The sequence below is a fragment of the Tritonibacter mobilis F1926 genome, assembly GCF_000376545.2.
GTDB lineage: Bacteria > Pseudomonadota > Alphaproteobacteria > Rhodobacterales > Rhodobacteraceae > Epibacterium > Epibacterium mobile.
The window spans coordinates 909472-932263 of record NZ_CP015230.1 but is presented as its reverse complement, the minus strand read 5'-3'; the positions used below and the strand labels follow the sequence as shown (position 1 = coordinate 932263).

Below are 22792 nucleotides of genomic sequence, written 5' to 3'. Positions count from 1 at the left end.
AAACGACCTAATCCGGCAAGCCCTTTTCAACCACCCTCAGCATTTGACGTAACAAGGCACGCTCTTCCGGGGCCTCCTGCCCGGACCAGAGCATTGACAGCAACAGCTTGGCGATGGCCCATCTGAGCTGCTCCTGCGCGCCACATCCCGCCACACGCCCCCACGTGATCGCGCGGTGCCGGATCACCTGCGCATCCGCTGCAAACGCGCGACACCCGCGCGGATGGCGAAACGCATTGGCCAGTTCATACGCCCGCGGCCCCGCCAATCCCTTGGCATCAAAAGTCCGCAGCCCCTGCGCAGTGTGAATGATGTTATCGTGATGCAGATCACCGTGCAGGGCGACAGTCTCAGCGGCTCCGCGCTGCATCTGATCCAGACAGGCCCACGCTATATCCTGCGCCTCACGCGCCTCGGGCGCAGTAAAACAGGCATCCCGCAACGGCACCATGATCGCGGCCACAGACAGCAACCCATCTGCGCAAACCTCTGCTGCAAACAACTGTGCTGCCACGTCGGTCAACCCGCGATCCGCAACCTCCGGGGCCTGTCTGCGCGCCAGTTCCCCAAGCGATGGCCCCTGAAGCCACTCCATCACCACCGCATCTGTTGACCGAGCAAACACCCGAACGGCCCCGGCGCCCTCGACACGCTCCAGATAGGTCAAGCCACTCGTTTCATTTCCCATATGCCCGGCGGGATAGTATTTCAGCGCTGCCTGCGTGTCAGTTTTCTGCCTCACCCGCCAGACCTTGGCGCGCGTGGTTTCAGTGACCAGTTCCGGCGCACTCAGTCCAAAGCGGCGCAACAGTTCTGTGGGGGGCAGACTCATCCGCGCCGTTTCGCAAAGAAATCCCTCAATAGCGCCTCTGACTGTGATGCGGAAAACCCGTCATAAACCTCAGGCACATGGTGCGCTTGCGGGTGGTCGAACACGCAGGCACCGTGGGCCACGCCACCGGATTTCGGATCAGACGCGCCGTAGTACACCCGCGCGACACGGGCGGCGGCAATGGCGGCGGCACACATGGCGCAGGGCTCCAGCGTCACATAGAGATCATGCCCCGTTAGCCGCTCACTGCCCAGTGCCGCGCAGCCCGCGCGGATCACCAGCACCTCGGCATGGGCGGTGGGATCGTTGAGTTCGCGGGTTCGGTTGCCTGCCCGCGCCACCACCTCGCCTGAGGGGCTGACCAGCACCGCACCCACCGGCACCTCACCGCGCCCAGCGGCGGCCTGCGCCTCTTCCAGCGCCTCTGCCATGAAGGATCGAAACTCCATGTGTGCCATGCCCCTTTCTGTCGTCATACCGCCCGCACTAACGGCCGCGCACCCCTGCAATGGATGCTTTCGCCGCCCTCGCGAATAGGCTATGGCAGCGCCATGAGCAAGAAAACCCCATCCTCCCCCTCCGCGCATCGCGCAGCCAAAGGCGCCCGGCCACAGGCGAAACCCTCAGCGAAGCCGCGCGGTCCCAAAGCCCCGCAGGCAAGCGCAACAGGGGACGCGCGGCCCTCTGCGGAGGGCGACCGCATTGCCAAGGTGCTCTCGCGCGCCGGTGTGGCCTCACGCCGTGAGGCGGAGCGGATGATTGCCGAGGGCCGCGTTGCGGTCAACGGCGCGGTGATCGACAGCCCGGCGCTCAACGTGACCGGCAGTGATCGCATCGTGGTGGATGGCAATCCCCTGCCCGAGGCCGAGGCCCCGCGCCTGTGGCTCTACTACAAACCCACAGGTCTGGTGACGACCAATTCGGACGAAAAAGGCCGCAGGACGATCTTTGACGAATTGCCCGAGGATCTGCCGCGGGTGATGACGGTCGGGCGTCTCGACCTCAATTCCGAAGGCCTGCTGCTGTTGACCAACGATGGCGGCGTCAAACGCCAGTTGGAGCTGCCCTCCACCGGCTGGCTGCGCCGCTACCGGGTGCGCATCAATGGCCGACCGCAGGACCATGAATTTGACGTGCTGCGCAAAGGCGTGGTGATCGACGGCGAACGTTTCCAGCCGATGACCGTGAGTCTTGATCGTCAGCAGGGCGCCAATGCCTGGCTCACCATCGGCCTGCGCGAAGGCAAGAACCGCGAAATTCGCCGCGCCATGGAAGAGGTCGGCTATCCCGTGAACCGGCTGCTGCGGATCTCTTACGGGCCTTTCCAGCTTGGCACGTTGAAGGAAGGCGAGGTCGAAGAACTGCGCTCGCGCGTGGTGCGCGACCAGCTGGGTCTGGCCGCGCCCGAAGGCGACGGTGAAGCCAAGAAAAAGCCCACCCGCCCCGGACGTGGGCCGCGCAATCCTGGTGGAACCTCCGGCGCACAACCGGCTGGCAAAGGCGGCAGCGCACCAAAGGGCCGCCCCATCGGCAAAGGGGCTGGCAAGGGATCGGGAAAGCCGTTTGAGGGCAAAACCTTCTCTGGCAAAGCTTCTGCAGGTAAGCCCGGCGCTGGCAAATCCTCTGGTGGCAAACCCTCTGGTACCAAGAGCTTTGGCTCAAAAACCGCAAGCGGCGCGGGCGGGCGCAAAACCGGTGGGCCTTCTGGCGGCAAATCAGCCCCCGGAGGACGGCGTTTTGGCAAAAAACCGCAAGACTGAGCCCCCCGGAGCGGACTTCCCCCTAGCAGGAGCGCCTGCAATCCCCTAGGTTTCAATATGTTGGGGAAATGTTGGGGGCCAAAACGGTGCAAACCATCGCCTATGTTGCGTTGCTGATCCTGATGCTGGGCATCGGGACCGGTTGGATCGTCGGGGTCTGACGTATGGCACAACGGTTTGGCGGCAAGTTCAGCCCTTCAGCTCAGCAATCCACCCGCCCCGATGGGCGCCCCACGGGCAAGTCCCGCATGATGGCCAGCGCACGGGTCAATCCCGTGGGGTTGCGTGCGAACCTGATGTTCGTGCCTGCGGCGATACTCATGCTGTTTTCGCTTGGGGCCGGCGCATCCGGTCTGGTGATCGGCCTGATTGGCGCAGGCCTCTGGGCTGCAGCCGCTGTGATGCTGCGCGAAGGGCTTAAGGCGCAAGCCGCCTATGAGGCGCGCAAAGTCGCGCGCCGCCCCGCCCTGCCCCGCAAGATCCTTGCCAGTCTGTTATGCGGCCTCGGCGGCGCGGTGGGCGCATGGTCCAGCGAGCCGGGCGTGATCACCGCCGCACTTTATGGTGTGGCTTGCCTCGGGCTGCATCTGGCCGCCTTCGGCATCGACCCTCTCAGTGACAAGGGTGTCGAGGGCATTGACGAATTTCAAAGCTCCCGCGTGGCGCGTGTGGTGGATGAGGCCGAAACCCATCTGGCGGCAATGAAAGACGCGGTGTTGCGCGCCAAGGATCGTCAGGTGGAGCTTCGCGTGGATCAGTTTCAGGCGGTGGCGCGCGATCTTTGCCGCACCGTTGAAGAAGACCCGCGCGATCTGACCGCCGCGCGCAAATATCTGACCGTCTATCTGCTTGGTGCACGCGACGCGACGATCAAATTTGCCGACATCTTTGCCCGCAGTGGCAATGCCGAGGCGCGCGCGGACTACCTCGCGCTGCTCGACGATCTGGAACAGAATTTCGCCGCCCGGAATGAAAAACTCCTGCTGGAGGACCGGGGCGATCTGAATATTGAAATTGATGTGTTGCGCGCCCGGCTGGAGCGCGAAGGCGTCCAACTGGACCGCCCCTCTTAACCTGACAGGAAAGGCCTGGCCCATGTCTGAGACCATTCAGAAAAAAGCAGTGGAAGCTGAAACTCTGGTAAAGGAAGTGACGGATGTCACCCTGCCCGAGCCCAAAGGCGAGCTTGCCACGCTTGAGGCTGCAGACCCCGAGACCTCTACCGCAATCCGTCGCCGCATCGACGAGATCGACATGGGCGACACCAATTCGATCATCTCCTTCGGCTCTGCCGCACAGGGCGAATTGCAGCAGATCAGCCAGGCAATGCTCACGGATGTGCGCAACAAGGATGTGGGCCCTGCCGGTGATTCCTTACGCGATATCGTCACCACCATCCGCGGCTTTTCGGTGTCGGAACTGGACGTGCGCCGCAAGCCGACCTTCTGGGAGCGCCTCTTGGGCCGCGCTGCGCCTTTCGCTAAGTTCACCGCCAAATATGAGACCGTGCAGGGCCAGATCGACAAGATCACCGACAGCCTCTTGGCGCATGAGCACACGCTGCTGAAAGACATCAAATCGCTTGATGTTCTCTACGAGAAGACGCTGGATTTCTACGACGAACTGGCGCTTTATATCGCGGCCGGTGAAGCCAAGCTTGCCGAGCTGGACGCCACCGAGATCCCCGCGCTGGAGGCCGCAGTTCAGGCTGCACCAGAGGATGATCAGGTCATCAAAGCACAAGAGCTGCGCGATCTGCGCGCCGCTCGTGACGATCTGGAACGCCGCGTGCATGACCTGAAGCTCACCCGTCAGGTCACCATGCAGTCCCTGCCCTCCATTCGCCTGGTGCAGGAAAACGACAAATCGCTGGTCACCAAGATCAACTCGACGTTGGTGAACACCGTGCCGCTCTGGGAAACCCAGCTGGCGCAGGCGGTGACCATCCAACGCTCTGCCGAAGCCGCAAACGCGGTACGCGATGCCAACAACCTCACCAATGAGTTGCTGACCGCCAATGCCGCCAACCTGCGCGAGAGCAACAAGGTCATCCGCGAGGAAATGGAGCGCGGCGTCTTTGATATCGAGGCGGTCAAAAAGGCCAATGCCGACCTGATCGGCACCATCGAGGAAAGCCTGCAGATCGCCGACGAGGGCAAACGCAAGCGCGCCGAAGCAGAGACCGAGCTCAAAAAGATGGAAACCGAGCTGCGCGACACATTGGCGGCGGCCAAGGCCCGCAAAGACGGGGTCGGCGACAATGCTGGCACCGCCGTGCCCAAGTGAGCCTGACCGCGTGAACCCTCGCGACAATACCAACACCGGAGCGCGGCCGCTGGGCGCGCTCCTTGCCTTGAGCGCCGCTCTGGCACTTGGCGGCTGTCTGGCGCTTGCGCCTGGCCCCAAGGATACGCCACGCCCGACCCCGCGCCCAATCAAACCGGTCTATACCCCATCGGTGGAGGCGCAGACGCTCACCAAATACTATGCCGATCTGGAACAGGACCTGCTCACGCGCGGGCTCTTGCGTACGGATGGCGGCGGGCCTGAAACGCCCTATGACGCCGAAGATCTGGCGGAACGCTTTGAAACCCTTGCCTTTTACGATGAATACGCCAGCGCTACCGATGGTGGTGCCGGGGGCATGGGACGCTGGGAACAGCCCGTGCGGCTGGTGCCGATCTTTGGGCCCTCGGTGACCAAAGCACAGGCCGAGAAAGACCGTGCCACCCTCACCGCCTATGCCGCACGACTGGCCCGGATCACCGGCCATCCGGTCACAGTCGGCACCAGCGGCAACTTCACCGTGCTCTTTGCCGGGGTGGATGATGCGGATTTTGTCGAGGATAAAGTCCGCCGCCTGTTGCCCAATCTCTCAGATAGCGATGTGGCGCTTTTTGCGACACCACCACGCAAGTTCTATTGCCTCGTTTTTGCAGGCGGGCCTCAACGCGATCCGCTCAATTACAGCCGCGGCGTGGCCTTGATACGCGCGGAACAGCCGGATCTGATGCGCGAGAGCTGTATCCATGAGGAAATCGCCCAAGGCCTTGGCCTGCGCAACGACAGCCCCAAGGCGCGGCCTTCGATCTTTAACGACGATGATGAATTTGCCCGCCTCACCAGCCATGATGAGAAACTCTTGCAGATCCTCTATGATCGCCGTCTGCGCGTTGGCATGAGCGCGCCCGAAGCAAAACCCATCGTTGAACGCATCGCCCAAGAGGTGATGGGAGATCTGTCCCTCTGATCGCCGCTCCGCGCCAGAGGGCGCGGCCTCACCCTTGTGGTATATCGTTCACGTGATCAGGCACGTGATAGCCGCGTTGGACAGCGGGCCGCGCCGCAATGCGCTGATACCATTTGCGCACATGCGGGTAGTCGCGCAGATCAATCTCTTGCCACTCATATCGTGACACCCACGGCCAGCAGGCAATGTCGGCGATGGTGTATTCGCCGATGATATAGTCGCGCCCCTCCAGGCGACGATCCAGCACCCCGTAAAGGCGGCGCGCCTCTTCGCCATATCGCTCTTCGGCGTAGGTGGAGGCACCGCGATTGTATTTCAGGAAATGATGCGCCTGCCCCAGCATCGGGCCAAACCCCGCCATCTGCCACATCAACCATTCATAAATCTCGATGCGGTTTTCGCGCGGCAGAAACTGGCCGTATTTTTCCGCCAGATAAATCAGGATCGCCCCGGATTCCATCAAGGTCACACCCGTTTCATTGTCGCGAATTGCCGGGATCTTGTTGTTGGGGCTGATGGTCAGAAACTCCGCCTCCAGCTGCTCACCCTTGGTGATATCCACCGCGTGCACATTATAAGGAACATTGAGCTCCTCCAGCAGGATCGAAACCTTGCGCCCATTGGGCGTATTCCAAGTGTAGAGGTCGATCATCGGATTCTCCGCTCTGGTCCTTCTGCGACGCAGAATGACGCGGGACAACGGCCCGCGTCAATCAAGTCTTTGGAAAATATTGGAATATTCAACTTTGAAGCGCGCAGGCTTCAGCTTTTTCCCTTGCTCTCACCCTCGGCCCGCACCGCCGAGAGCGACTGGTTCGGGGTCAATGCTTCGGGATCGACCACGATTTCGATCATATAGCCGCCCTTGGCGCTGCGCGCACGTTCCAGTGCAGCCGGGAAGTCATCGGTTTTCAACACCCGCTCGCCCGTGATCCCAAATGAGGCCGCATAGGCCACAAAATCCGGGTTCACCAGTTTGGTGGCCATGACCTTGCCGGGATGGTGGCGTTCCTGATGCATACGGATGGTGCCATACATGCCGTTGTTTACCACCACATAGATGACATCCGCCCCGTGCTGAACAGCCGTCGCCAGCTCTTGCGAGGTCATCATGAAACAGCCATCCCCGGCCATCGCCACCACGGTGCGGTCCGGGTGCGCCAGCTTGGCCGCGACCGCCGCAGGAACCCCATAGCCCATCGAGCCGCTGGTGGGCGCAAGCTGGGTGCGATAGGCGCGGTGCTGGTGAAACCGGTGCAGCCAGACCGTATAGTTCCCGGCCCCATTGGTGTAGATCGTATCGTCCGGCAGGGTCTCGCTCATGTGGCGCACCACATGGCCCATGTTCACGTCTCCCGGCACCTCGGTCGGGGTCTGGAAAGCAAGGTAGTCGGCGCGCTGTGCCTGCACCCAATCGGACCAGACATATGGCCCATCCGGCACGGTGATTGCATCGGCGGCATCAAAGAACAGCTCTGGGTCGGACTGGATCGCCAGATCGGGCTGATAGACCTGCCCCAGCTCTTCTGCTCCGGGATGAATATGCACGAATGTCATCTGTGGATGCGGAATGTCGATCAGCTCATACCCTTGGGTTGTCATCTCGCCAAGGCGCGGGCCAACCGTGATCAACAGATCAACCTCTTCGCGCAACCGCTTGCGAAGATTGGGAATTGGCGCGATGCCTACGGGGCCGACATAGTTGTCGTGTCCGTTGTTCACATAGTCCTGACTGCGAAAGGACGTGGTCACCGGCAGACCCAGCCGTTCTGCAAAAGCCAGTGCTTTTTGCGCACAGCTCTCACTCCAGCTGGGACCGCCCACCATCAGCATCGGGCGTTCGGCGCGGGCAATCATCGCCTGCAGCGTCTCGATATCCTGTGCCGCCGGTGCAGAGCGTGCAGGCGGTGTCACCCTGAGGTCAGCCACCGCGACCTCATCGGTCAGCATGTCCTCAGGCAACGCCAAGACCACCGGACCGGGGCGACCTGACAGCGCCGTTTTCCACGCGCGCGCCATGTATTCGGGGATACGGGCAGCATCGTCGATCTGCGCCACCCATTTGGCCATCTGGCCAAACATGCGGCGATAATCAATCTCCTGAAAGGCCTCGCGATCCACCATCTCGCGTCCGACCTGCCCGATCAGCAGGATCATCGGGGTAGAATCCTGAAATGCGGTATGCACGCCGTTCGATGCATTGGTGGCCCCCGGTCCGCGCGTCACCGCACAGATCCCGGGCTTTCCGGTCATCTTACCGTAGGCATCGGCCATGTTTGAGGCACCGGATTCGTGGCGGCACGTCACCACTTTGATGGTCTCTTGGTGGGCATGGAGCCCGTCCAGCAACTCCAGATAACTCTCTCCGGGGACGCAATAAATCGTATCAGCCCCGAGGATCTGCAGCTGGTCTGCAAGAATTCTGCCACCACTGCGAAGCGGGGCTGCGTTGGGCTGTGCTTTGTCGCTGGACATCTGTTCGTTTTCCTCTCCTGAACGCCGCGATCATAACTATTTAATAAGTTAATCCCAGACCTCTCGCCGGTGATTTCGCCACATTTACGGCACAACTGTCATTTTGACGAAATCTCTCATTTATGATCGTCAAAGCTGGGTCTGTGGCCTGTGGAAAACAGATTGATGTGATGTGGATAACCTCGCATTTTCGCTATTTTGGCAGATGGTTACGCTGGTCATTCTCTGTGGAGAACAGCTTTCGTCACTTCGCCATCGCGACCGTCTCTTGTTGGTACAGGGGGGCACGGAGCCAGCAGGTAACTTGACGCAGATAACACGCCAGATCCGAGGTACGTTTCGGCTCTGGCTAAAAGATCGAATTTATCTAAAATTTGAAACTAATTTAACGATTGTGGGGCGCGTGGCCTAGGACATGTTGACAAAAGGGATTCACACTGGGGCTTCGACGTGATTCAAGCTGGTATCTGCTATGGAGATCAGCTTGCCCCGAAACCTGATGAGCGACGACGAGTGGTCGCTGTTTGAATACTTCATTCTTGCGATCCGAGCCCGGAATGGGCGCAAGCCTACCAACCATCGCCTTGTACTGGATGGGATATTCTGGATTGCACGCACCGGATCACCTTGGCGAGATTTGCCCGAAGAGTTTGGCAAATGGTCCAGTGTTTACCGCCAATTCCGGCGCTGGACGTTGGCTGGGCTGTGGGAGGACATACTCGAAGCCTTGAACCAAAGCGGGGCCGTTCCAAACGCTCTCCAAATGATCGACAGCACTGTTATTCGCGCGCATCATCAAGCAGCGGGCGCAAAAGGGGGACTCCGAGACAGGGTTTTGGCCGTTCAAGAGGTGGCTTCACGACCAAGATCCACCTCCGCGTCAACGCGCACGGGTTGCCCATGAGAACAGACATCACACCGGGGCAAACTTCGGACTACCTTGGTTTTGATCTCGTCATGTCTGATAATCTGCCTGAGCCGAAAGTGCTACTGGCAGATCGGGGCTATGATGCTGATCGCATTCGGAAAAACATGAATGAACGTGATATCCTGACCCAAATTCCGATGCGAAAGACCCGCAAGATGCGCGTCGGCGTGGATCATGGGCTGTATCGATTGAGAAACCTGGTCGAACGGTGTTTCAATAAGCTCAAGAACGCCCGCCGCGTTGCTACCCGGTATGACAAAACTGCAGAAAGTTACCTCGGGTTCATCGACATCACATCCATCCGGCTCTGGGTGCGCCATTTGTCAACATGACCTAGATAATGTCCGAATAGGAAAACCGACTTTACGCTTCAACGATCGAATTCGCAGCTTCAGATGCAGTGCGGCCGCCCTCAGCGAAGGCGACCGCGCGATCAGATATCATGAAAGCTCAGAGTTCGCGCAGGTACTGCATGACCGCCGGCCGAACCGTCTGATCACCGCGATGACGCGCATCAGAGATGATCTTGCGCAACTCGCCCAGATCCACCCGCATCAGCAGCGATTTAACCGGACCGATGGAGGCCGGGCGCATCGACAAGGTACGGATGCCCATGGCTGCAAGGCACACCGCTTCAATCGGGCGCCCTGCATCCTCGCCGCAGAAACTGAGCGGGGTGCCAGAGATATCGCAGCGCTCCACGATGCGCTCAATAAAGCTCAGGAAGCTCACATTCAGCGTATCGTAGCGTTTGCGCACGCGCTCGTTTTCACGATCCGCCGCAAAGAAGAACTGCTTAAGATCGTTGCCCCCGATTGACAGAAAATCCACCTCTTCAAAGAACTTGAGCGGCGCGAAGCCAAGCGAGGGCGTTTCCAGCATCGCGCCAATTTCCAGCGAAGAGGGCAGAACATGGCCCAACCGACGTTCCCGTTCGATGGTCTTGTTCACCTCTTCGCGCGCAAGGCGGTATTCCTCGAATTGCGCCACAAATGGGAACATGACCGTCAAAGGCCCGCCGTTCGCCGCCCGGATCAACGCCTGCAGCTGCATACGCATCACACCAGGTTTATCCAGCCCCACCCGGATCGCGCGCCAGCCGAGTGCCGGGTTCGGCTCATCGGTGGGCTTCATGTAGGGCAGAACTTTATCAGAGCCGATATCAAGCGTGCGGAAGATCACCCGCTTACCGCCCGCGGCCTCTAGAACGCGCTGATAGAGGCTCACCAGTTCCGAGCGTTTCGGCATCTGGTTGCGCACGAGGAATTGCAGCTCGGTGCGAAACAGGCCCACGCCTTCGGCGCCAGAGTTATTCAGCGACGGCAAATCGGCCATCAGACCTGCGTTCATCAGCAGGTTAATTCTTTGTCCGTCGGTGGTTATGGCAGGCTTTTCACGTATGGAGGTATAGCGCTCCTGCGCTTGTGCCTGCATTGCGATCTTGTCGCGAAAGGCGCTGACGACGGGATCATCGGGGCGCAAATGCACCACGCCATTGTCCCCATCGACCAGCACATGATCACCGTTGAGACCCTCTGTCGTGATGCGCGCCGCGCGCACCACCAGCGGAATCGCCAGCGCCCGTGCCACAATCGCCGCATGAGAGCCTACGGAGCCTTCCTCAAGGACAATCCCCTTGAGCTTGCGGCCATATTCCAGCAATTCCGCCGGGCCGATATTGCGGGCCACCAGAATGGGGTTTTCCGGCAATTCGGCGCCAGTGTCCTTGCCCTGCCCTGTCAGAATGCGCAGCAAGCGGTTCGAGAGATCATCCAGATCGCTCAGACGTTCGCGCAAATAGGCGTCTTGTACCTGCGCCATACGGCCACGGGCGAGGGATTGCTCTTTTTCCACCGCGGCCTCAGCGCTGAGGCCACGCGCGATGTCTTCTTCCATGCGCCGCATCCAGCCCTTGGAATTGGCAAACATCCGATAGGTTTCAAGAACCTGCGCCTGCTCCTTATCTCCGCTGGAGGACACCTGTAGCATCTTGTCAACGCCCACACGCAGCTCATCCACCGCCTCTTGCAGGCGCTCCAGCTCGCGGTGGGGATCATCGGCGATCGGGTTGGTGACCACCACGCGGGGTTCATGCAGCCAGATGTTACCCTCAGCCGCCCCTTCCTGCGCGGTAATTCCCTTCAATAGTACGGACTGCTGGTGCAGCGGCGACATCGCCGAGCCCTCGCCCACAAAAGCGCCAAGTTCGGTCATCTCAGCAATGACCATGGCCACCACCTCAAGCGCGTAGACCGCATCTGCGGAATATTCCCGGCTCTCCTTGGACTGCACCACCAGAACGCCCATCATCTCGCCCAGACGCTGGACCGGGATACCAAGGAAGGAGGAAAACCGCTCCTCTCCGGTCTCTGGCATATAGCGAAAGCCGCGCGCGCTGGGGGCGTCGGGGGTGTTGATGACCTTGCCGGTGCGCGCCACGCGCCCTACCAGCCCCTCGCCCACACGCATACGGGTCTGGTGAACGGATTCGCGGTTCAGACCTTCAGTGGCGCAAAGTTCCAGTGTTTCTTCGTCGCGAAACAGATAGATGGAGCACACTTCGGTGCCCATGCTGTCGGCAATCAGCTGAGTGATCTTATCAAGGCGGGCCTGCCCTGCATCATCTCCTGCCATGGCCTCGCGCAGACGACCCAGAAGCTTTCTGCTTTCGGATTCCGTGTTCTCAACCATGTTGGCCCTTTCTCGGGTTATTCATTTGACGCCACGGATGCCCTGTTACCCACCCGTCCGAGTCCGGCGTTCTGAATAGCAGATGACGCTTATGCGCATCAACTCTCTTCACACCAAACGCGGGGTCACAGGCAATGTGTCGGCTGGCCGGGGCGCTGGCAAGAGGTTTTGCAGCAAATACCGCTGCGTGCAGAGATGGTGCCCGTCGTATTTGCATCTCTCAAACGCCGCGGCCTCTCTAGCTGCAGCGCAGCAAATAGAGACAATGAACTCAATGAATTAGACTGTTTAAACAAAAACGCGCCGGAGGAGCCCCCGGCGCGCAAAAAGATCAGCGGCAACGCATATCAGCTTGCCTTGTCGAGCTCAAATGCGTCGTGCAGCGCCTGCACCGCGAGCTCCATATATTTGCGATCCACCAGCACCGAGATCTTGATCTCGGAGGTGGTGATGACCTTGATGTTGATGCCCTCATCCGACAGCACCTTGAACATCTTGGCGGCAACGCCGGACTGCGACCGCATGCCGATCCCAACCACCGAGATCTTGGCCACGCCGGTATCCGCCACCAGCTCACCGTAGTTCAACTCGCCCTTTTCCTTGTAGGCGCTGAGCGCAACCTCGGCGCGCTGCACCTGATCGGTGGGGCAAGAGAAGGTCATATCAGTGCGGCCATCTTCAGAGATGTTCTGCACGATCATATCGACGTTCACGCCCGCATCAGAGAGGCAGCCAAAGATGGTCGCCGCAATGCCGGGACGGTCCGCGACCGAAAGACAGGTCAGCTTGGCCTCATCACGAGAGTAGGCAACGCCGTTAACAACATTGGATTCCATGATTTCCTCCTCGTCGCAGACCAGCGTGCCGGCCTCGTCGGATTGTTCTTCAAAGCTGGAGAGCACGCGCAGTTTGACCTTGTAGCGCATGGCCAGTTCCACAGAGCGGGTTTGCAGCACTTTTGCACCCAAGGATGCCAGTTCCAGCATTTCCTCAAAGGCGATCTTGTCGAGCTTGCGCGCCTTTTCACAGATGCGCGGATCGGTGGTGTAGACGCCGTCCACATCGGTGTAGATGTCACAGCGCTCGGCCCCAAAGGCCGCCGCAAAGGCAACCGCCGTAGTATCAGACCCGCCGCGCCCCAATGTGGTGATGCGGCCCTCGGGCGAAATCCCCTGAAAGCCTGCAACCACGGCCACCTTCATGCCCTCGCCGAACTTGGCGTTGATATTGTCGGTGCCGATGTCCTCGATCCGGGCCTGACTATGGGCGGAGTTGGTCTTGAGCGGCACTTGCCAGCCCTGCCAGCTGCGCGCGGGCACGTCCATTTCCTGAAGCGTCAACGCCATCAGCCCGGCGGTCACGTTCTCACCAGAGGACACAACCGCATCATATTCACGCGCATCATAAAGCGGTGAGGTCTCGCCCACCCAGCCGACCAGCTCGTTGGTCTTGCCAGACATAGCAGAGACGATGACGATCACGTCATAGCCCTTGGCGACTTCGACGCCAACACGTTTGGCGGCGCGGCGAATGCGATCCAGATTGGCGACGGATGTGCCGCCGAATTTCATCACAAGTAGGGGCATGAGGTGTGGTTTCCCTCCGCTTGCGGGGTTAAAGGTTCGCGCGTTCTTAGGCGAGCGACCGGCCAAGAGCAAGATGGCCCAGCCCTTTATTTCAAGGCCAAGGGCGTTTTGCGCAACCTTCAGCCCCAGATAGGCTTAGCTGCGCCAGAAACGAACCGTCAGGATGGCATAGACCGCCATCAGTTCCAGCCGCCCGATCAGCATGGCAATCGCCAGAATCCACTTAGCGGTATCATTCAGTGGCCCGAAGTTGCCCGCAGGCCCAATGATATCGCCCAGACCGGGGCCGATATTGGCCACTGCGGTTGCGGCACCCGAAATCGCGGTGATGAAATCCAGCCCCGTCAGCGCCAATGCCCAGGCCACAATACCCAGCGTGATGACAAAGAACATAAAGAAGGAGATCACCGAACTCAGCACATCCGGCGTCACAGGGCGACCCTGATAGCGCGGCACAAACACCCCATTGGGCGAGCGGATCCGCTGTACCTGCACCCGAATGGAGGCAAAGAGCAGCTGATAGCGGAAGATCTTCACCGAACAGGCTGTCGAACCCGCACAGCCCCCGATCAGCCCGACAAAGAAGAAGATCATGATCAAAAACGGCCCCCAACCCATATAGTCGACACTGGCAAAACCGGTGCCCGACATGATGGAGACGATATTGAACAGCGCCTCTCTGACTGCCTGTTCGGGGTGGTGCGGAAACACCGTTATCAACACGCCCGCCGTCACCCCGACGAGCACAAAGATGGTCCAGAGAAACGCGCGGATCTGGCTGTCATGCAGCAGCGGTGTCATCTGCCCGTTCACCAATTGCACATAGCGCACATAAGGCAGCGCCGAAGCAATCATAAAGAGCGACGCCGCATATTCCGCCGGACCAGAGAAGGTCCCAAAAGAGGCATCATAATTTGAAAACCCGCCCGTCGACATGGTGGTCATCGCATGCACCAGCGCATCAAACGGCCCCATGCCCAAGACGGTGTAAACCAGTGCACAGACCATGGTGAGAACCAGATAGATCACCGAGATCTGCTTGGCGATCTCCTGCGCGCGTGGCAGGATTTTCCCCATGGTATCAAAAGCTTCGGACTTAAAGATTTGCATGCCGCCCACCCGCAGTTCGGGCAGGAACACCATGGCCACCACAATAATGCCGATGCCACCCAACCATTGCAGAATGCCCCGCCACAGCAACAGCCCACGCGGCAGATCATCCAAGCCCGAAATCACCGTTGAGCCCGTTGTGGTCAGCCCAGACATCGCCTCAAAGAACGCATCGGTAAAGCTCAGCTCGGTCGCGCCCAGCATCAGGGGCAACGCCCCGAATAGGGGCAGCACCACCCAAACAGATGTCGTCAGCAAAAAGGTCTGGCGGATCGACAGGCCGCGCCCCACGCCATTGGCGCAGGTCAGGGCCAGAATGCCCCCGACCAGCAGGCAAAACAGGGCGCTTTCCAAAAACACCGGCCACTCCCCCTTGCCATCATAGAGGTCAAGGAGAAGCGGAAAGACCATGGTGCCGCCCAAAATGGCGACAAGCAGGCCGATGACATATCCGACGGGGCGCAGATCCAACATGAGGCGCAGCGTTGGCAACCCCCGCTCAGACTGTCAAGCCAAAGCGATCACGACTTGTCTTTTGTGCCCTCTTTGCCGGCTTCCTTGGCGGGCATTGCTGGCGGCGTCGCTGGCGCACGGGCGCGCCTGCGCGGATCTGGCTGGCTGGCCTTGGGCGCTGCGACTGGGCCTGCGGCGCGGGGCGTAGGTGCCGCAGGCTCTGGCTTGGCAACGGGTGCGCGCGCAACAGAATCTGTAGGGCTTGCGGTTTTTTCCGCAGCAGCTTTGGCATCCAAGGCCTGCGCGGGTGGTGCCGTTTTAGGTGCCGGGGTCTTTTCAGCCGTTGTTTTCTTCACCGGAGCCTTTTTGGCCGCAGCTTTTTTGGCCGCAGCTTTAACCGGGGTCGCTTTTGTCGCCACCTTTCGGGCGGCGGGCTTGCGCGCTGCAGGTTTGCGTGGCTGAGCGGACTTTTTGGCAGGCTCGGCCGCCGCAGGGGTCACCGCCTCAGCAACAACGGAGCCACTTGGCAAACCGCTGATCCACTCCTGCTGCGCTTTCATCAGCGCTTGCGCCAGATGCAACTGGCGCTGCGGGGCTTCTGCCACCAGCGCCGACACAGCGCGCATCATCTTCATTTGCTGACCCAAGGCATAACCTGCCCAAGCCTGCGGGGTTGTGGGAATGTCTTTGAAACCTTCAAACCGGATCATGTGAGCTCCTCGGCGTCGATCAATGTCGCATTCAAACAGGCCAGGCGCCCTGTCGACTGACGCAAGCGCCCCCTCACGACTCAGGCTAACATGATTTTCCTTCGCAACAGCAGAAAAATGCCGCAATGCGGCAAAAACCAGCACCCGACCTCCGATGAAGGGGCCTTGTCTTCATCTTCTTATAAATATCTCGGGGAGCGCGAGGGGCAGCGCCCCTCGCATTGATCGTCTCAACCGCGATGGATCAGGGTTGAGAACAGCTGCGGATCAAGGCTCGGTGCGGCGAACATCGTCCCTTGCGTCAGCACTGAGACCGCATCATGGCTGTGCAGGCTTTCCTGATGGCTCGCCACCACCCGGAAATCGCCCACGCGCGCATCGCTTTGCAGCGCCTCACAGAACAGCCGTGCGGCATCTTCAACAAAGATCGGATTGGCCGCATTCAGCTCCGCAAAGGCCTGCTCATCCTCGCGTTTGACCATCACCTGCGTCTCGGTCGGCACTGCGCGGCGACAATGGTCGATCAGGTCCTCAAACCACAGACAGCCGCTATCCTGCTCCATTTGCACAGAAATCCGCGCAACGGAGCGCTGCGAATGTGGTGTCGCCAACTGCCCGCGTGCCTGACGCGCATGTTCTGAAAGTTCGAGCGAACAGGGACAGGTGGAGGAGTAAACGTAATCCAGATGCACGATGCGATGACGTTGCCCGCCCATCTGCACCAGTTCCAGCGCCACGTCGTAATACTGATAACCCGACAGACCCGAACGCAGGCTCTCCACCTTCACCGGAAAGGAAAACCGCATCTGAAGCCGCGCATCACCGCTCTCAAGATCACTGAGGTAATCCTCAAGCGCCGCCTCCATCACATCAAAGGAAAATACCTTTTCCGCATGTTTGTAGAAGCTGCGCATGATGCGGGACATGTTGATGCCCTTTTTCTCCGCATCAAGGCTCACGGTGCCGGTCACGCTGGTTTCCAGCGTTAGATCGCCGTTGTCGCGGGTATGAAAGCGGATCGGCAGGCGGAAATTGGAAATACCGACATGCTGGATCTGCTCTTTTGCGCCCCGGATCAGGCTAGACGGGCCGTTTTGCAGATCCGGCAGCGTGGCGCGATAGGTCTCGGATGCGTCAAATTCTTCCGGGTACTGGCGCTTCAGGTCAGGATAGTTCTGCACTTCCCGGCCCGGCAACAGTCGCGCGATGGCAGGGTCCAACTGCGCCACTTCCGTCTCGCTCGCCTCATCCGCCCAACGGCGCAACACAGCCAGCGCCTCTTCGGCGTCTGAGCGATCTGGCGTATCGTTCACATCACGAGAATGGATATTCATGAACCCGTACTCCTGTCCCAGCAGCAAAGCGTCTGCTCGCAATTATCTAGGGTAGTACGGCAGGAAACACAAAACAGATCACCTAAAAACGCCACTAAAGGTCTCTGATCTGACCTTTTGAACCACCTCACCTGACCCATGGGTGAGGCCACAGCAGAGCCAACGCCCCCTGCTGCGGCAGCTTTTTGCTGCTTTAACGCACTGCCTGAAGGGCTTGTTTAACATCTGCAATCAGATCGTCCGTATCCTCAAGCCCGACGGAGAACCGCACCAGCCCGTCGGTGATCCCAAGTTCCGTGCGCTGATCTTCGGACAGGCGCTGGTGGGTCGTGGTCGCCGGATGCGTCGCAATGGATTTCGCATCGCCCAGATTGTTGGAAATCACCGGGATCGTCAGCGCATTGAGGAAGGCAAAGGCCGCGTCCTTGCCGCCCTTGATATCCAGTGACAGCACCGTGCCGCCCTTGCCGCCCAATTGCCGCTGCACCAGATCATTCTGCGCATGGGTCTTCAGACCCGGATAGATGGTGCGCGCCAGGGCCGGATGACCGTCCAGCGCCTCGGCGATCTGCAACGCGCTTGCGGCCTGTGCATTGACCCGCAGATCAATGGTTTCCAGCCCTTTGACGAACATCCAGGCATGAAACGGGCTGAGAGAGCCGCCGGTGTGTTTCATGTAAGGCTCCAGCGTGCCACGGATGTAATCCTTGCTACCCAGCACCACGCCCCCCAGCGCACGCCCCTGACCATCGATATGTTTGGTGGCCGAGTAAACCACGACATCCGCACCCTGTTCGATGGCGTTGGAAAACACCGGTGTAGAGAACACATTGTCCACGACGACCGTCGCGCCAACCGCATGGGCGATCTCGGCGACGCCTTCGATGTCGATCACCTCAAGCGTCGGGTTGGACATGCTCTCAAAGAACACCGCCTTGGTATCCGCGCGCACAGCCGCACGCCATGCGTCCAGATCGGTGCCATCAACAAATGTCACCTCAACCCCATAACGGGTCAGGATGCTCTCGAGAATATAAAGACAGGATCCAAACAGCGCCTTGGCTGATACCACATGATCGCCCGCCTTCAGAATCGAGGTCAGCGCGCCATTAACTGCGGCCATGCCGGATGCGGTGGCAAAAGCGTCCTCTGCCCCTTCGAGCAGCGCGATACGTTCTTCAAACATCGCAACGGTGGGGTTGCCATAGCGGGCATAGATAAATTCATCCGGGCCGGTCTCGATAAACCGCGCCTCTGCCTGCTCTGCACTGTCGTAGACAAACCCCTGGGTCAGGAAAATCGCCTCGCTGACCTCGTTATACTGGCTGCGCCGGGTGCCGCCGTGAACCAGTTTGGTGCGTTTGTTCCAGGTCTCAGTCATCGTATCGCCTCCGCCGGTCACCGCCACTCTCTTGCGGGCCGCGCATAAAAAAACTCCCGTTCGGCCAAGCGAAAGGGAGTCCCGTCGTCCTGACCTCTTTAGCGGCTTTTTTAACGTGGCCCGCAATCCGGTAAACAAATCGCCACGATGCAACATTGCGCAGATCCAGCGCAGTGTTGCGGCATGTGGTACTCTCGCGCGTTCTTTGCGTCAAGAGGGGACGCAGCCGACTGCGCCCCCTCACGCCCTCTGGTGTCAATCCACAAACGGCGTGGAGCCATCCCAGGTGCCTGCTGTCTTTGTCGGGCGTGGCGTCGGACCTGGCATTGCTGGCACAATAGCCGGTGTCACAACCTGTCCCTGCCCCGCGACAGATGCCTGCCCGCTGGCACAGCGCCCGGAAAAGGTCAGATGGCCCGGCCTGGACGGCAGCACACTGGTGCGGAACTCCACTATGGGACCGTCGCCGCAAATCATGGTGGAGGCGTTGTCTCTGATCTCCTGCTCGGTGAATGCAACACCGGCGATACCACTGAACCGGCCATCGCCATCACTGTCGATATTCATCTGATTGCTTGCAGGCACGCCACCGCCACATGCAGCCAAAACGGCGCAAACCGAAATTGCGGCGAGAGGATTGAAAATGGTTTTGAACATGGGAAGGGTCCTTTTCGATTGGGTCTTGGCAAACAGTCCCGGCAAAATCGCAGGGATGTCATCTCGCTACATCATGTAGGTAAAGACAAAATTTGCGAACATCTCCCGATCGCGTGTCAGAGCGGGGCACCCCATGCGCAATGAAGGGCCCGCGCCCCGCCCCAGCTTTGATGTGACATCCCTGCCGCATACCGGGTCGCGTCACCTCCCCGTTACCCAGTCGTCACCTTCCCGTCACTGTAGGCCGCTACCGGATAGGAAAAATCATGGCTTTGGGGGCCTGTGATGGCAGTTATTCGTATCAATGCAGTGGGTGAGACGCCGGTGCTTCATGCGCGGCTCAGGTCGTTTGACGATGGTATCGCGCGACTGGCGCATGTGCCGGGGCCGGTGGTGATTATGGTGCATGGCTATAAATACCAGCCCGGCAATCCAAACCACTGCCCGCACCGCCACATCCTGTCGCTTGATCCACAGCATATGCCGTGGCGTGCGCCATCCTGGCCGCGTCAGCTCGGCTTCGGCCTTGGACGGAGGGACGAGGGGCTCGCAGTGGCATTTGGCTGGGACGCCCGAGGCACGCTGGCCTCGGCGCAGGCACGCGCCTTGGCGGCAGGACGGGCCTTGGCACAAGTGGTGCGCAGCCTGCACGCACAAGCCCCCGCCAGAGACATACATATCATCGGGCATTCTCTGGGGTCCGAGGTGGCACTTGAGGCCCTTCACTGGCTGCCCGCCGGTGCCGTGGGACGGGTGATCTCTTTGACCGGCGCCAGCTATCAAAGCCGAGCGGCCACAGCGCTGGCGACACCGGCCGGACGCCGGGCAGAGTTTTTCAACGTCACCAGCCGTGAAAACGATGCATTTGATTTTATGTTTGAGACCCTGACCCGGTCACCCGAACGTGGCGATCGCGCCATTGGTCAGGGGTTTGAGGCAACAAATGCGGTGACCCTGCAACTCGATTGCCTCGATACGCTGGAGCATCTGGCACAGATGGGCCATTCCATCGGCCTGCCGGAGCGGCGGGTGTGCCACTGGTCGTCCTACATGCGCCCGGGCGCGCTGCGTCTGTACAAGCGGCTCTTGCGTCAACCGGAACGCACGCCCCTGCCCTTGATGCAGCAACTCCTGCCAGAGGTGCCCGCGCGGCGCTGGTCACGCCTGCTGAGCCTGCGCCCGCAACCAAGCCCGATGCCGATCTGGCAGCGGATCTGACCCTCCTCGGACTCGCTCCTGTTCCTGAAAAGGTGGGTGTGCTCCCGCCCCTTTCCGCGACAGCCAAAGGCTGCACCAAAAGCGTTGGGCCGGGCGTGAGCCGCGCCTGAAGGCGCGGCTCACGCCCCCCGGCGATGCGCGAAGCGCAGCGCAAACCCTCAAACCGGGTCGCGTTTCAGCTGAAATCAAGCCCGACGTCTGCGCTCACTCAGCCTCACTTTCCTCTTCGATACCGTAGGTCTGAAACAGTTTCGCCTGCGTCATGAAGAATAGGAACATGGCCGCCGTGAGGCCAAAGGTCTTGAAATAAACCCAGGTTTCGGTGCTCATCATCCGCCAGATGACCTCATTGGCCACCGCCAGCCCAAAGAAGAACGCACAGAGGCGACGTGTGAGGATCATCCATCCTTCGTCCTGCAGCGGCATCATCTCTTCCATCACCACCCGCAGGTAGCTCTGCCCCCGCAATAGCCCGATGCCCAAGAGGCCACCAAACAACAAGTAGATCATCGTCGGCTTCATCTTGAAGAACCGCTCGTCGTTGAACCAGACCGACAGCCCCCCGAAAACCACAATCACCACCAGCGTCATCACCTGCATCTTCGACAGCTTGCCGGTGAGCTTCCACAGAATCAGCGTCGACAGCACCATCAGCGGCACAAAGCCAGCGGTGACGATGATGAATCCCTCATAAGAGGTGCCGCCGATCTCAAACACCTGATCCTTGAGCTTGAGATAGGCGATGAAGAACAACACAACCGGGCCGAACTCCAGCAGGTTCTTCACCAAGGGGCTGATCTTGCGCTCCTCCCCAGTGGGTGTATCGCTTGTCTGTTCGCTCATAGGTGACCTCTCATGTCCCAAATCGTCTCTCTCAGATGGCACCCTCAGCCCCCCATTTCAACAATGACTGCCCCAACGGCGATCAGCGCCATCAGGGCGATGCGGCGTGGGCCGACGGTTTCTTTCAGCACCAGCCAGCCGATGAGTGCTGCAAATACTGTTGATGTTTCGCGCAAGACTGCGGCCTCACCGACCTTATCGAGACGGGTGGCCAGCATGATCGACCCGAAGGAGGCAAAGGCCACAAGCCCGCCGAAAAATCCGCGCAGCATCAAAGGCCCCACTGTCGGCTGATCGGCCCCCATCCGTCGCCACCGCCAATAGGCATAAATCGGCATGGTGATCCCATCGATCATAAAGAACCACGCCAGAAACGTGAAAGGATCGGCGGTGGCCCGAATACCATAGGCGTCGTAGGTCGTGTAAAGCGCGACAAACGACCCCGTCGCCACCGCAAGCAGCAGCGCAATCCCAAGGGTTTCGCGCGCGGTGACAAGGAAAACAAAGTTATAAACCGCAAGGCCAAAGATCCCCGCCAGCAGCACGCCCACCCCCAGCCACTGCACCAGCGTGAAGGTCTCACCAAAGAGCCAATAGGCCCCGATGACCGCAAACAATGGCCCCGTGCCACGGACCACCGGGTAGACGACGGTGTAGGCGCCCTTGGTATAGGCCATCGCCTGCAGCAGTTTATAGATCACATGGATCACCCAAACGCCGAGGAAAATCAGCCACATATGCGGCTCTGGCCATGGCACCACAAACAATGCAAACGGCGCTGCCATCAAGGCATAAGAGGCATCAATCGCACCGCGCGACAGCCATGGATCATGCCGCCCCTTTTGCAGCGCGCCAAAGACCGCGTGCAAGAATGCGGCGGAAACTGCCAGGGTCAACGCCAGTTGGCGTCCTGCCTCTGTGCCCTCTAGGGAAATCAGCCAGTCGCTCAGCATGTGCTGTCCTCTTCAATGCGAAATCTCAAACGATGAAAACCAAAAACTCGGGAACCATGTCCCGTTGCGCAGGTTGAATATGCGACACGATATCTTGGGGCGCTATGTTCGACACGGCCATTCAGCAGATCACCGAAGAGTTCACCAGCACGTTTTCCGTGGTGCCCGCGCCCGTGGCCTTTGCCCGGCTGCTCGCGGCCAGTGCGTTGGCGGCGCTGATCGGGTTGGAGCGGGAGATGCTCGATAAGCCCGCAGGCCTCAAGACCCATATTCTGGTCGCCGTTGCGGCCTGTCTCTTCGTGGTGCTGGGGCGCGAGATTGCCGCGCTTGATTTTGGCGCGGACGCCCAGCGCAACGATCCCCTGCGTATGATCGAGGCGGTCACGGCCGGTGTGGCCTTTCTTGCAGCGGGTCTGATCTTCACCGCCGGGGACCGGGTGCGCAATGTCACCACCGGGGCCTCGCTCTGGCTTGCAGGCGCAATCGGTTTGGGCTGCGGAGCGGGTCAGATGCCGCTGGCGGCGATGGCCACCGCAATTGTCCTCACGGTGCTGTTTGCGCTGCGCCATGTGGAGAGATGGATGACCCGGCATTGAGCTCCGATCCTCAGG

At 60.0% G+C, this 22792-nt stretch carries 20 protein-coding genes and 1 riboswitch; of the genes, 7 read left to right on the top strand and 13 right to left on the bottom strand.

The annotated features are described in order from the left end of the window. Window positions 1–7: 7 nt before the first annotated feature. Window positions 8–832 carry an aminoglycoside phosphotransferase family protein gene (locus tag K529_RS04470; RefSeq protein WP_005685754.1) on the bottom strand — a complete coding sequence of 275 codons (825 nt, stop codon included), beginning with the start codon at window positions 830–832 and terminating at the stop codon, window positions 8–10. Then, the gene (locus K529_RS04465; RefSeq protein ID WP_046002733.1) at window positions 829–1281 is read right to left on the bottom strand and encodes a nucleoside deaminase; all 453 of its coding nucleotides are present in this window, start codon (window positions 1279–1281) and stop codon (window positions 829–831) included. The genes K529_RS04470 and K529_RS04465 overlap by 4 nt, the downstream gene beginning before the upstream one ends. Window positions 1282–1344: 63 nt before the next feature. Between K529_RS04465 and K529_RS04460 the strand changes: the two genes are divergently transcribed. The 4 genes from K529_RS04460 (at window position 1345) to K529_RS04445 (ending at window position 5842) form a co-directional block, all read left to right on the top strand. Beyond that, entirely contained in the window at window positions 1345–2592 is a 1248-nt protein-coding gene (locus tag K529_RS04460) for a pseudouridine synthase (protein ID WP_080929630.1), read from the top strand. Window positions 2593–2756: 164 nt separating this feature from the next. Further along, on the top strand, window positions 2757–3665 hold the full coding sequence (locus K529_RS04455; protein WP_046002725.1) for a 5-bromo-4-chloroindolyl phosphate hydrolysis family protein: 909 nt from the start codon (window positions 2757–2759) through the stop codon (window positions 3663–3665). Between the two features lie 22 nt (window positions 3666–3687). Then, window positions 3688–4878 (top strand): toxic anion resistance protein, encoded by a 1191-nt coding sequence (locus K529_RS04450; protein WP_005652065.1) that lies wholly within the window; start codon window positions 3688–3690, stop codon window positions 4876–4878. After that, window positions 4853–5842: a DUF2927 domain-containing protein gene (locus K529_RS04445; RefSeq protein WP_227511872.1), complete on the top strand. Its 990-nt coding sequence runs from the start codon at window positions 4853–4855 to the stop codon at window positions 5840–5842. Before K529_RS04450 ends, K529_RS04445 begins: the two co-directional genes overlap by 26 nt. 28 nt (window positions 5843–5870) lie before the next feature. Here K529_RS04445 and K529_RS04440 read toward each other — a convergent pair whose 3' ends face one another. Both K529_RS04440 and K529_RS04435 read right to left on the bottom strand, forming a co-directional pair. Continuing rightward, window positions 5871–6494, bottom strand: coding sequence for a glutathione S-transferase family protein (locus K529_RS04440; RefSeq protein ID WP_005664810.1), 624 nt, complete (start codon window positions 6492–6494; stop codon window positions 5871–5873). Window positions 6495–6604: 110 nt separating this feature from the next. Further along, the gene (locus K529_RS04435) at window positions 6605–8317 is read right to left on the bottom strand and encodes a thiamine pyrophosphate-binding protein (RefSeq protein ID WP_005664812.1); all 1713 of its coding nucleotides are present in this window, start codon (window positions 8315–8317) and stop codon (window positions 6605–6607) included. A 472-nt stretch (window positions 8318–8789) separates the two neighbouring features. Here K529_RS04435 and K529_RS23005 point away from each other — a divergent pair. Continuing rightward, window positions 8790–9577 (top strand): IS5 family transposase gene (locus tag K529_RS23005; protein WP_157888506.1). Its coding sequence is split into 2 segments (ribosomal slippage): window positions 8790–9126 and window positions 9126–9577, totalling 789 coding nucleotides; the frame shifts between segments, so codons are not numbered across the junction. 118 nt (window positions 9578–9695) lie between these two features. Here K529_RS23005 and ptsP read toward each other — a convergent pair. The 7 genes from ptsP to K529_RS04390 all read right to left on the bottom strand — a co-directional run bounded on the left by ptsP (window position 9696) and on the right by K529_RS04390 (window position 19167). Continuing rightward, window positions 9696–11936, bottom strand: coding sequence for a phosphoenolpyruvate--protein phosphotransferase (ptsP, locus tag K529_RS04420; protein WP_046002464.1), 2241 nt, complete (start codon window positions 11934–11936; stop codon window positions 9696–9698). Window positions 11937–12283: 347 nt separating this feature from the next. After that, a complete protein-coding gene (locus K529_RS04415) occupies window positions 12284–13522 on the bottom strand; it encodes an aspartate kinase (protein ID WP_046002465.1) in 1239 nt (412 codons plus the stop codon). Window positions 13523–13657: 135 nt separating this feature from the next. Beyond that, entirely contained in the window at window positions 13658–15106 is a 1449-nt protein-coding gene (locus tag K529_RS04410; protein ID WP_005637151.1) for a TrkH family potassium uptake protein, read from the bottom strand. A 47-nt stretch (window positions 15107–15153) separates the two neighbouring features. Beyond that, window positions 15154–15795 (bottom strand): hypothetical protein, encoded by a 642-nt coding sequence (locus K529_RS04405; RefSeq protein ID WP_052699540.1) that lies wholly within the window; start codon window positions 15793–15795, stop codon window positions 15154–15156. A 230-nt stretch (window positions 15796–16025) separates the two neighbouring features. After that, a complete protein-coding gene (folE2, locus tag K529_RS04400) occupies window positions 16026–17129 on the bottom strand; it encodes a GTP cyclohydrolase FolE2 (protein ID WP_005619031.1) in 1104 nt (367 codons plus the stop codon). Between the two features lie 193 nt (window positions 17130–17322). After that, complete coding sequence (metZ, locus tag K529_RS04395) at window positions 17323–18510, bottom strand: O-succinylhomoserine sulfhydrylase (RefSeq protein ID WP_005619032.1); 1188 nt, start codon at window positions 18508–18510, stop codon at window positions 17323–17325. A 77-nt stretch (window positions 18511–18587) separates the two neighbouring features. Next, a riboswitch (SAM riboswitch) is annotated at window positions 18588–18666 on the bottom strand. Window positions 18667–18765: 99 nt separating this feature from the next. Beyond that, on the bottom strand, window positions 18766–19167 hold the full coding sequence (locus K529_RS04390; RefSeq protein WP_005619033.1) for a hypothetical protein: 402 nt from the start codon (window positions 19165–19167) through the stop codon (window positions 18766–18768). Between the two features lie 285 nt (window positions 19168–19452). Here K529_RS04390 and K529_RS04385 point away from each other — a divergent pair, with 285 nt between their 5' ends. Next, window positions 19453–20385 carry an alpha/beta hydrolase gene (locus K529_RS04385; RefSeq protein WP_046002466.1) on the top strand — a complete coding sequence of 311 codons (933 nt, stop codon included), beginning with the start codon at window positions 19453–19455 and terminating at the stop codon, window positions 20383–20385. Between the two features lie 204 nt (window positions 20386–20589). Here K529_RS04385 and K529_RS04380 read toward each other — a convergent pair whose 3' ends face one another. Together K529_RS04380 and K529_RS04375 are read right to left on the bottom strand one after the other, a co-directional pair. Then, on the bottom strand, window positions 20590–21228 hold the full coding sequence (locus tag K529_RS04380; protein WP_005620247.1) for an inner membrane-spanning protein YciB: 639 nt from the start codon (window positions 21226–21228) through the stop codon (window positions 20590–20592). A gap of 44 nt (window positions 21229–21272) precedes the next feature. After that, the gene (locus K529_RS04375) at window positions 21273–22178 is read right to left on the bottom strand and encodes a DMT family transporter (RefSeq protein WP_039982977.1); all 906 of its coding nucleotides are present in this window, start codon (window positions 22176–22178) and stop codon (window positions 21273–21275) included. 107 nt (window positions 22179–22285) lie between these two features. On the opposite strand from K529_RS04375, the gene K529_RS04370 reads away from it, so the two are divergent. Further along, the gene (locus tag K529_RS04370; protein WP_046002467.1) at window positions 22286–22777 is read left to right on the top strand and encodes an MgtC/SapB family protein; all 492 of its coding nucleotides are present in this window, start codon (window positions 22286–22288) and stop codon (window positions 22775–22777) included. The last annotated feature ends 15 nt before the right edge of the window (window positions 22778–22792 follow it).

Excerpts from the sequence above, each read along its gene's own strand:
- K529_RS04470 (WP_005685754.1), bottom strand. The coding sequence starts at position 832 with ATGAGTCTGCCCCCCACAGAACTGTTGCGCCGCTTTGGACTGAGTGCG.
- K529_RS04465 (WP_046002733.1), bottom strand. The coding sequence starts at position 1,281 with ATGGAGTTTCGATCCTTCATGGCAGAGGCGCTGGAAGAGGCGCAGGCC.
- K529_RS04460 (WP_080929630.1), top strand. The coding sequence starts at position 1,345 with ATGCTTTCGCCGCCCTCGCGAATAGGCTATGGCAGCGCCATGAGCAAG.
- K529_RS04455 (WP_046002725.1), top strand. The coding sequence starts at position 2,757 with ATGGCACAACGGTTTGGCGGCAAGTTCAGCCCTTCAGCTCAGCAATCC.
- K529_RS04450 (WP_005652065.1), top strand. The coding sequence starts at position 3,688 with ATGTCTGAGACCATTCAGAAAAAAGCAGTGGAAGCTGAAACTCTGGTA.
- K529_RS04445 (WP_227511872.1), top strand. The coding sequence starts at position 4,853 with ATGCTGGCACCGCCGTGCCCAAGTGAGCCTGACCGCGTGAACCCTCGC.
- K529_RS04440 (WP_005664810.1), bottom strand. The coding sequence starts at position 6,494 with ATGATCGACCTCTACACTTGGAATACGCCCAATGGGCGCAAGGTTTCG.
- K529_RS04435 (WP_005664812.1), bottom strand. The coding sequence starts at position 8,317 with ATGTCCAGCGACAAAGCACAGCCCAACGCAGCCCCGCTTCGCAGTGGT.
- ptsP (WP_046002464.1), bottom strand. The coding sequence starts at position 11,936 with ATGGTTGAGAACACGGAATCCGAAAGCAGAAAGCTTCTGGGTCGTCTG.
- K529_RS04415 (WP_046002465.1), bottom strand. The coding sequence starts at position 13,522 with ATGCCCCTACTTGTGATGAAATTCGGCGGCACATCCGTCGCCAATCTG.
- K529_RS04410 (WP_005637151.1), bottom strand. The coding sequence starts at position 15,106 with ATGTTGGATCTGCGCCCCGTCGGATATGTCATCGGCCTGCTTGTCGCC.
- K529_RS04405 (WP_052699540.1), bottom strand. The coding sequence starts at position 15,795 with ATGATCCGGTTTGAAGGTTTCAAAGACATTCCCACAACCCCGCAGGCT.
- folE2 (WP_005619031.1), bottom strand. The coding sequence starts at position 17,129 with ATGAATATCCATTCTCGTGATGTGAACGATACGCCAGATCGCTCAGAC.
- metZ (WP_005619032.1), bottom strand. The coding sequence starts at position 18,510 with ATGACTGAGACCTGGAACAAACGCACCAAACTGGTTCACGGCGGCACC.
- K529_RS04390 (WP_005619033.1), bottom strand. The coding sequence starts at position 19,167 with ATGTTCAAAACCATTTTCAATCCTCTCGCCGCAATTTCGGTTTGCGCC.
- K529_RS04385 (WP_046002466.1), top strand. The coding sequence starts at position 19,453 with ATGGCAGTTATTCGTATCAATGCAGTGGGTGAGACGCCGGTGCTTCAT.
- K529_RS04380 (WP_005620247.1), bottom strand. The coding sequence starts at position 21,228 with ATGAGCGAACAGACAAGCGATACACCCACTGGGGAGGAGCGCAAGATC.
- K529_RS04370 (WP_046002467.1), top strand. The coding sequence starts at position 22,286 with ATGTTCGACACGGCCATTCAGCAGATCACCGAAGAGTTCACCAGCACG.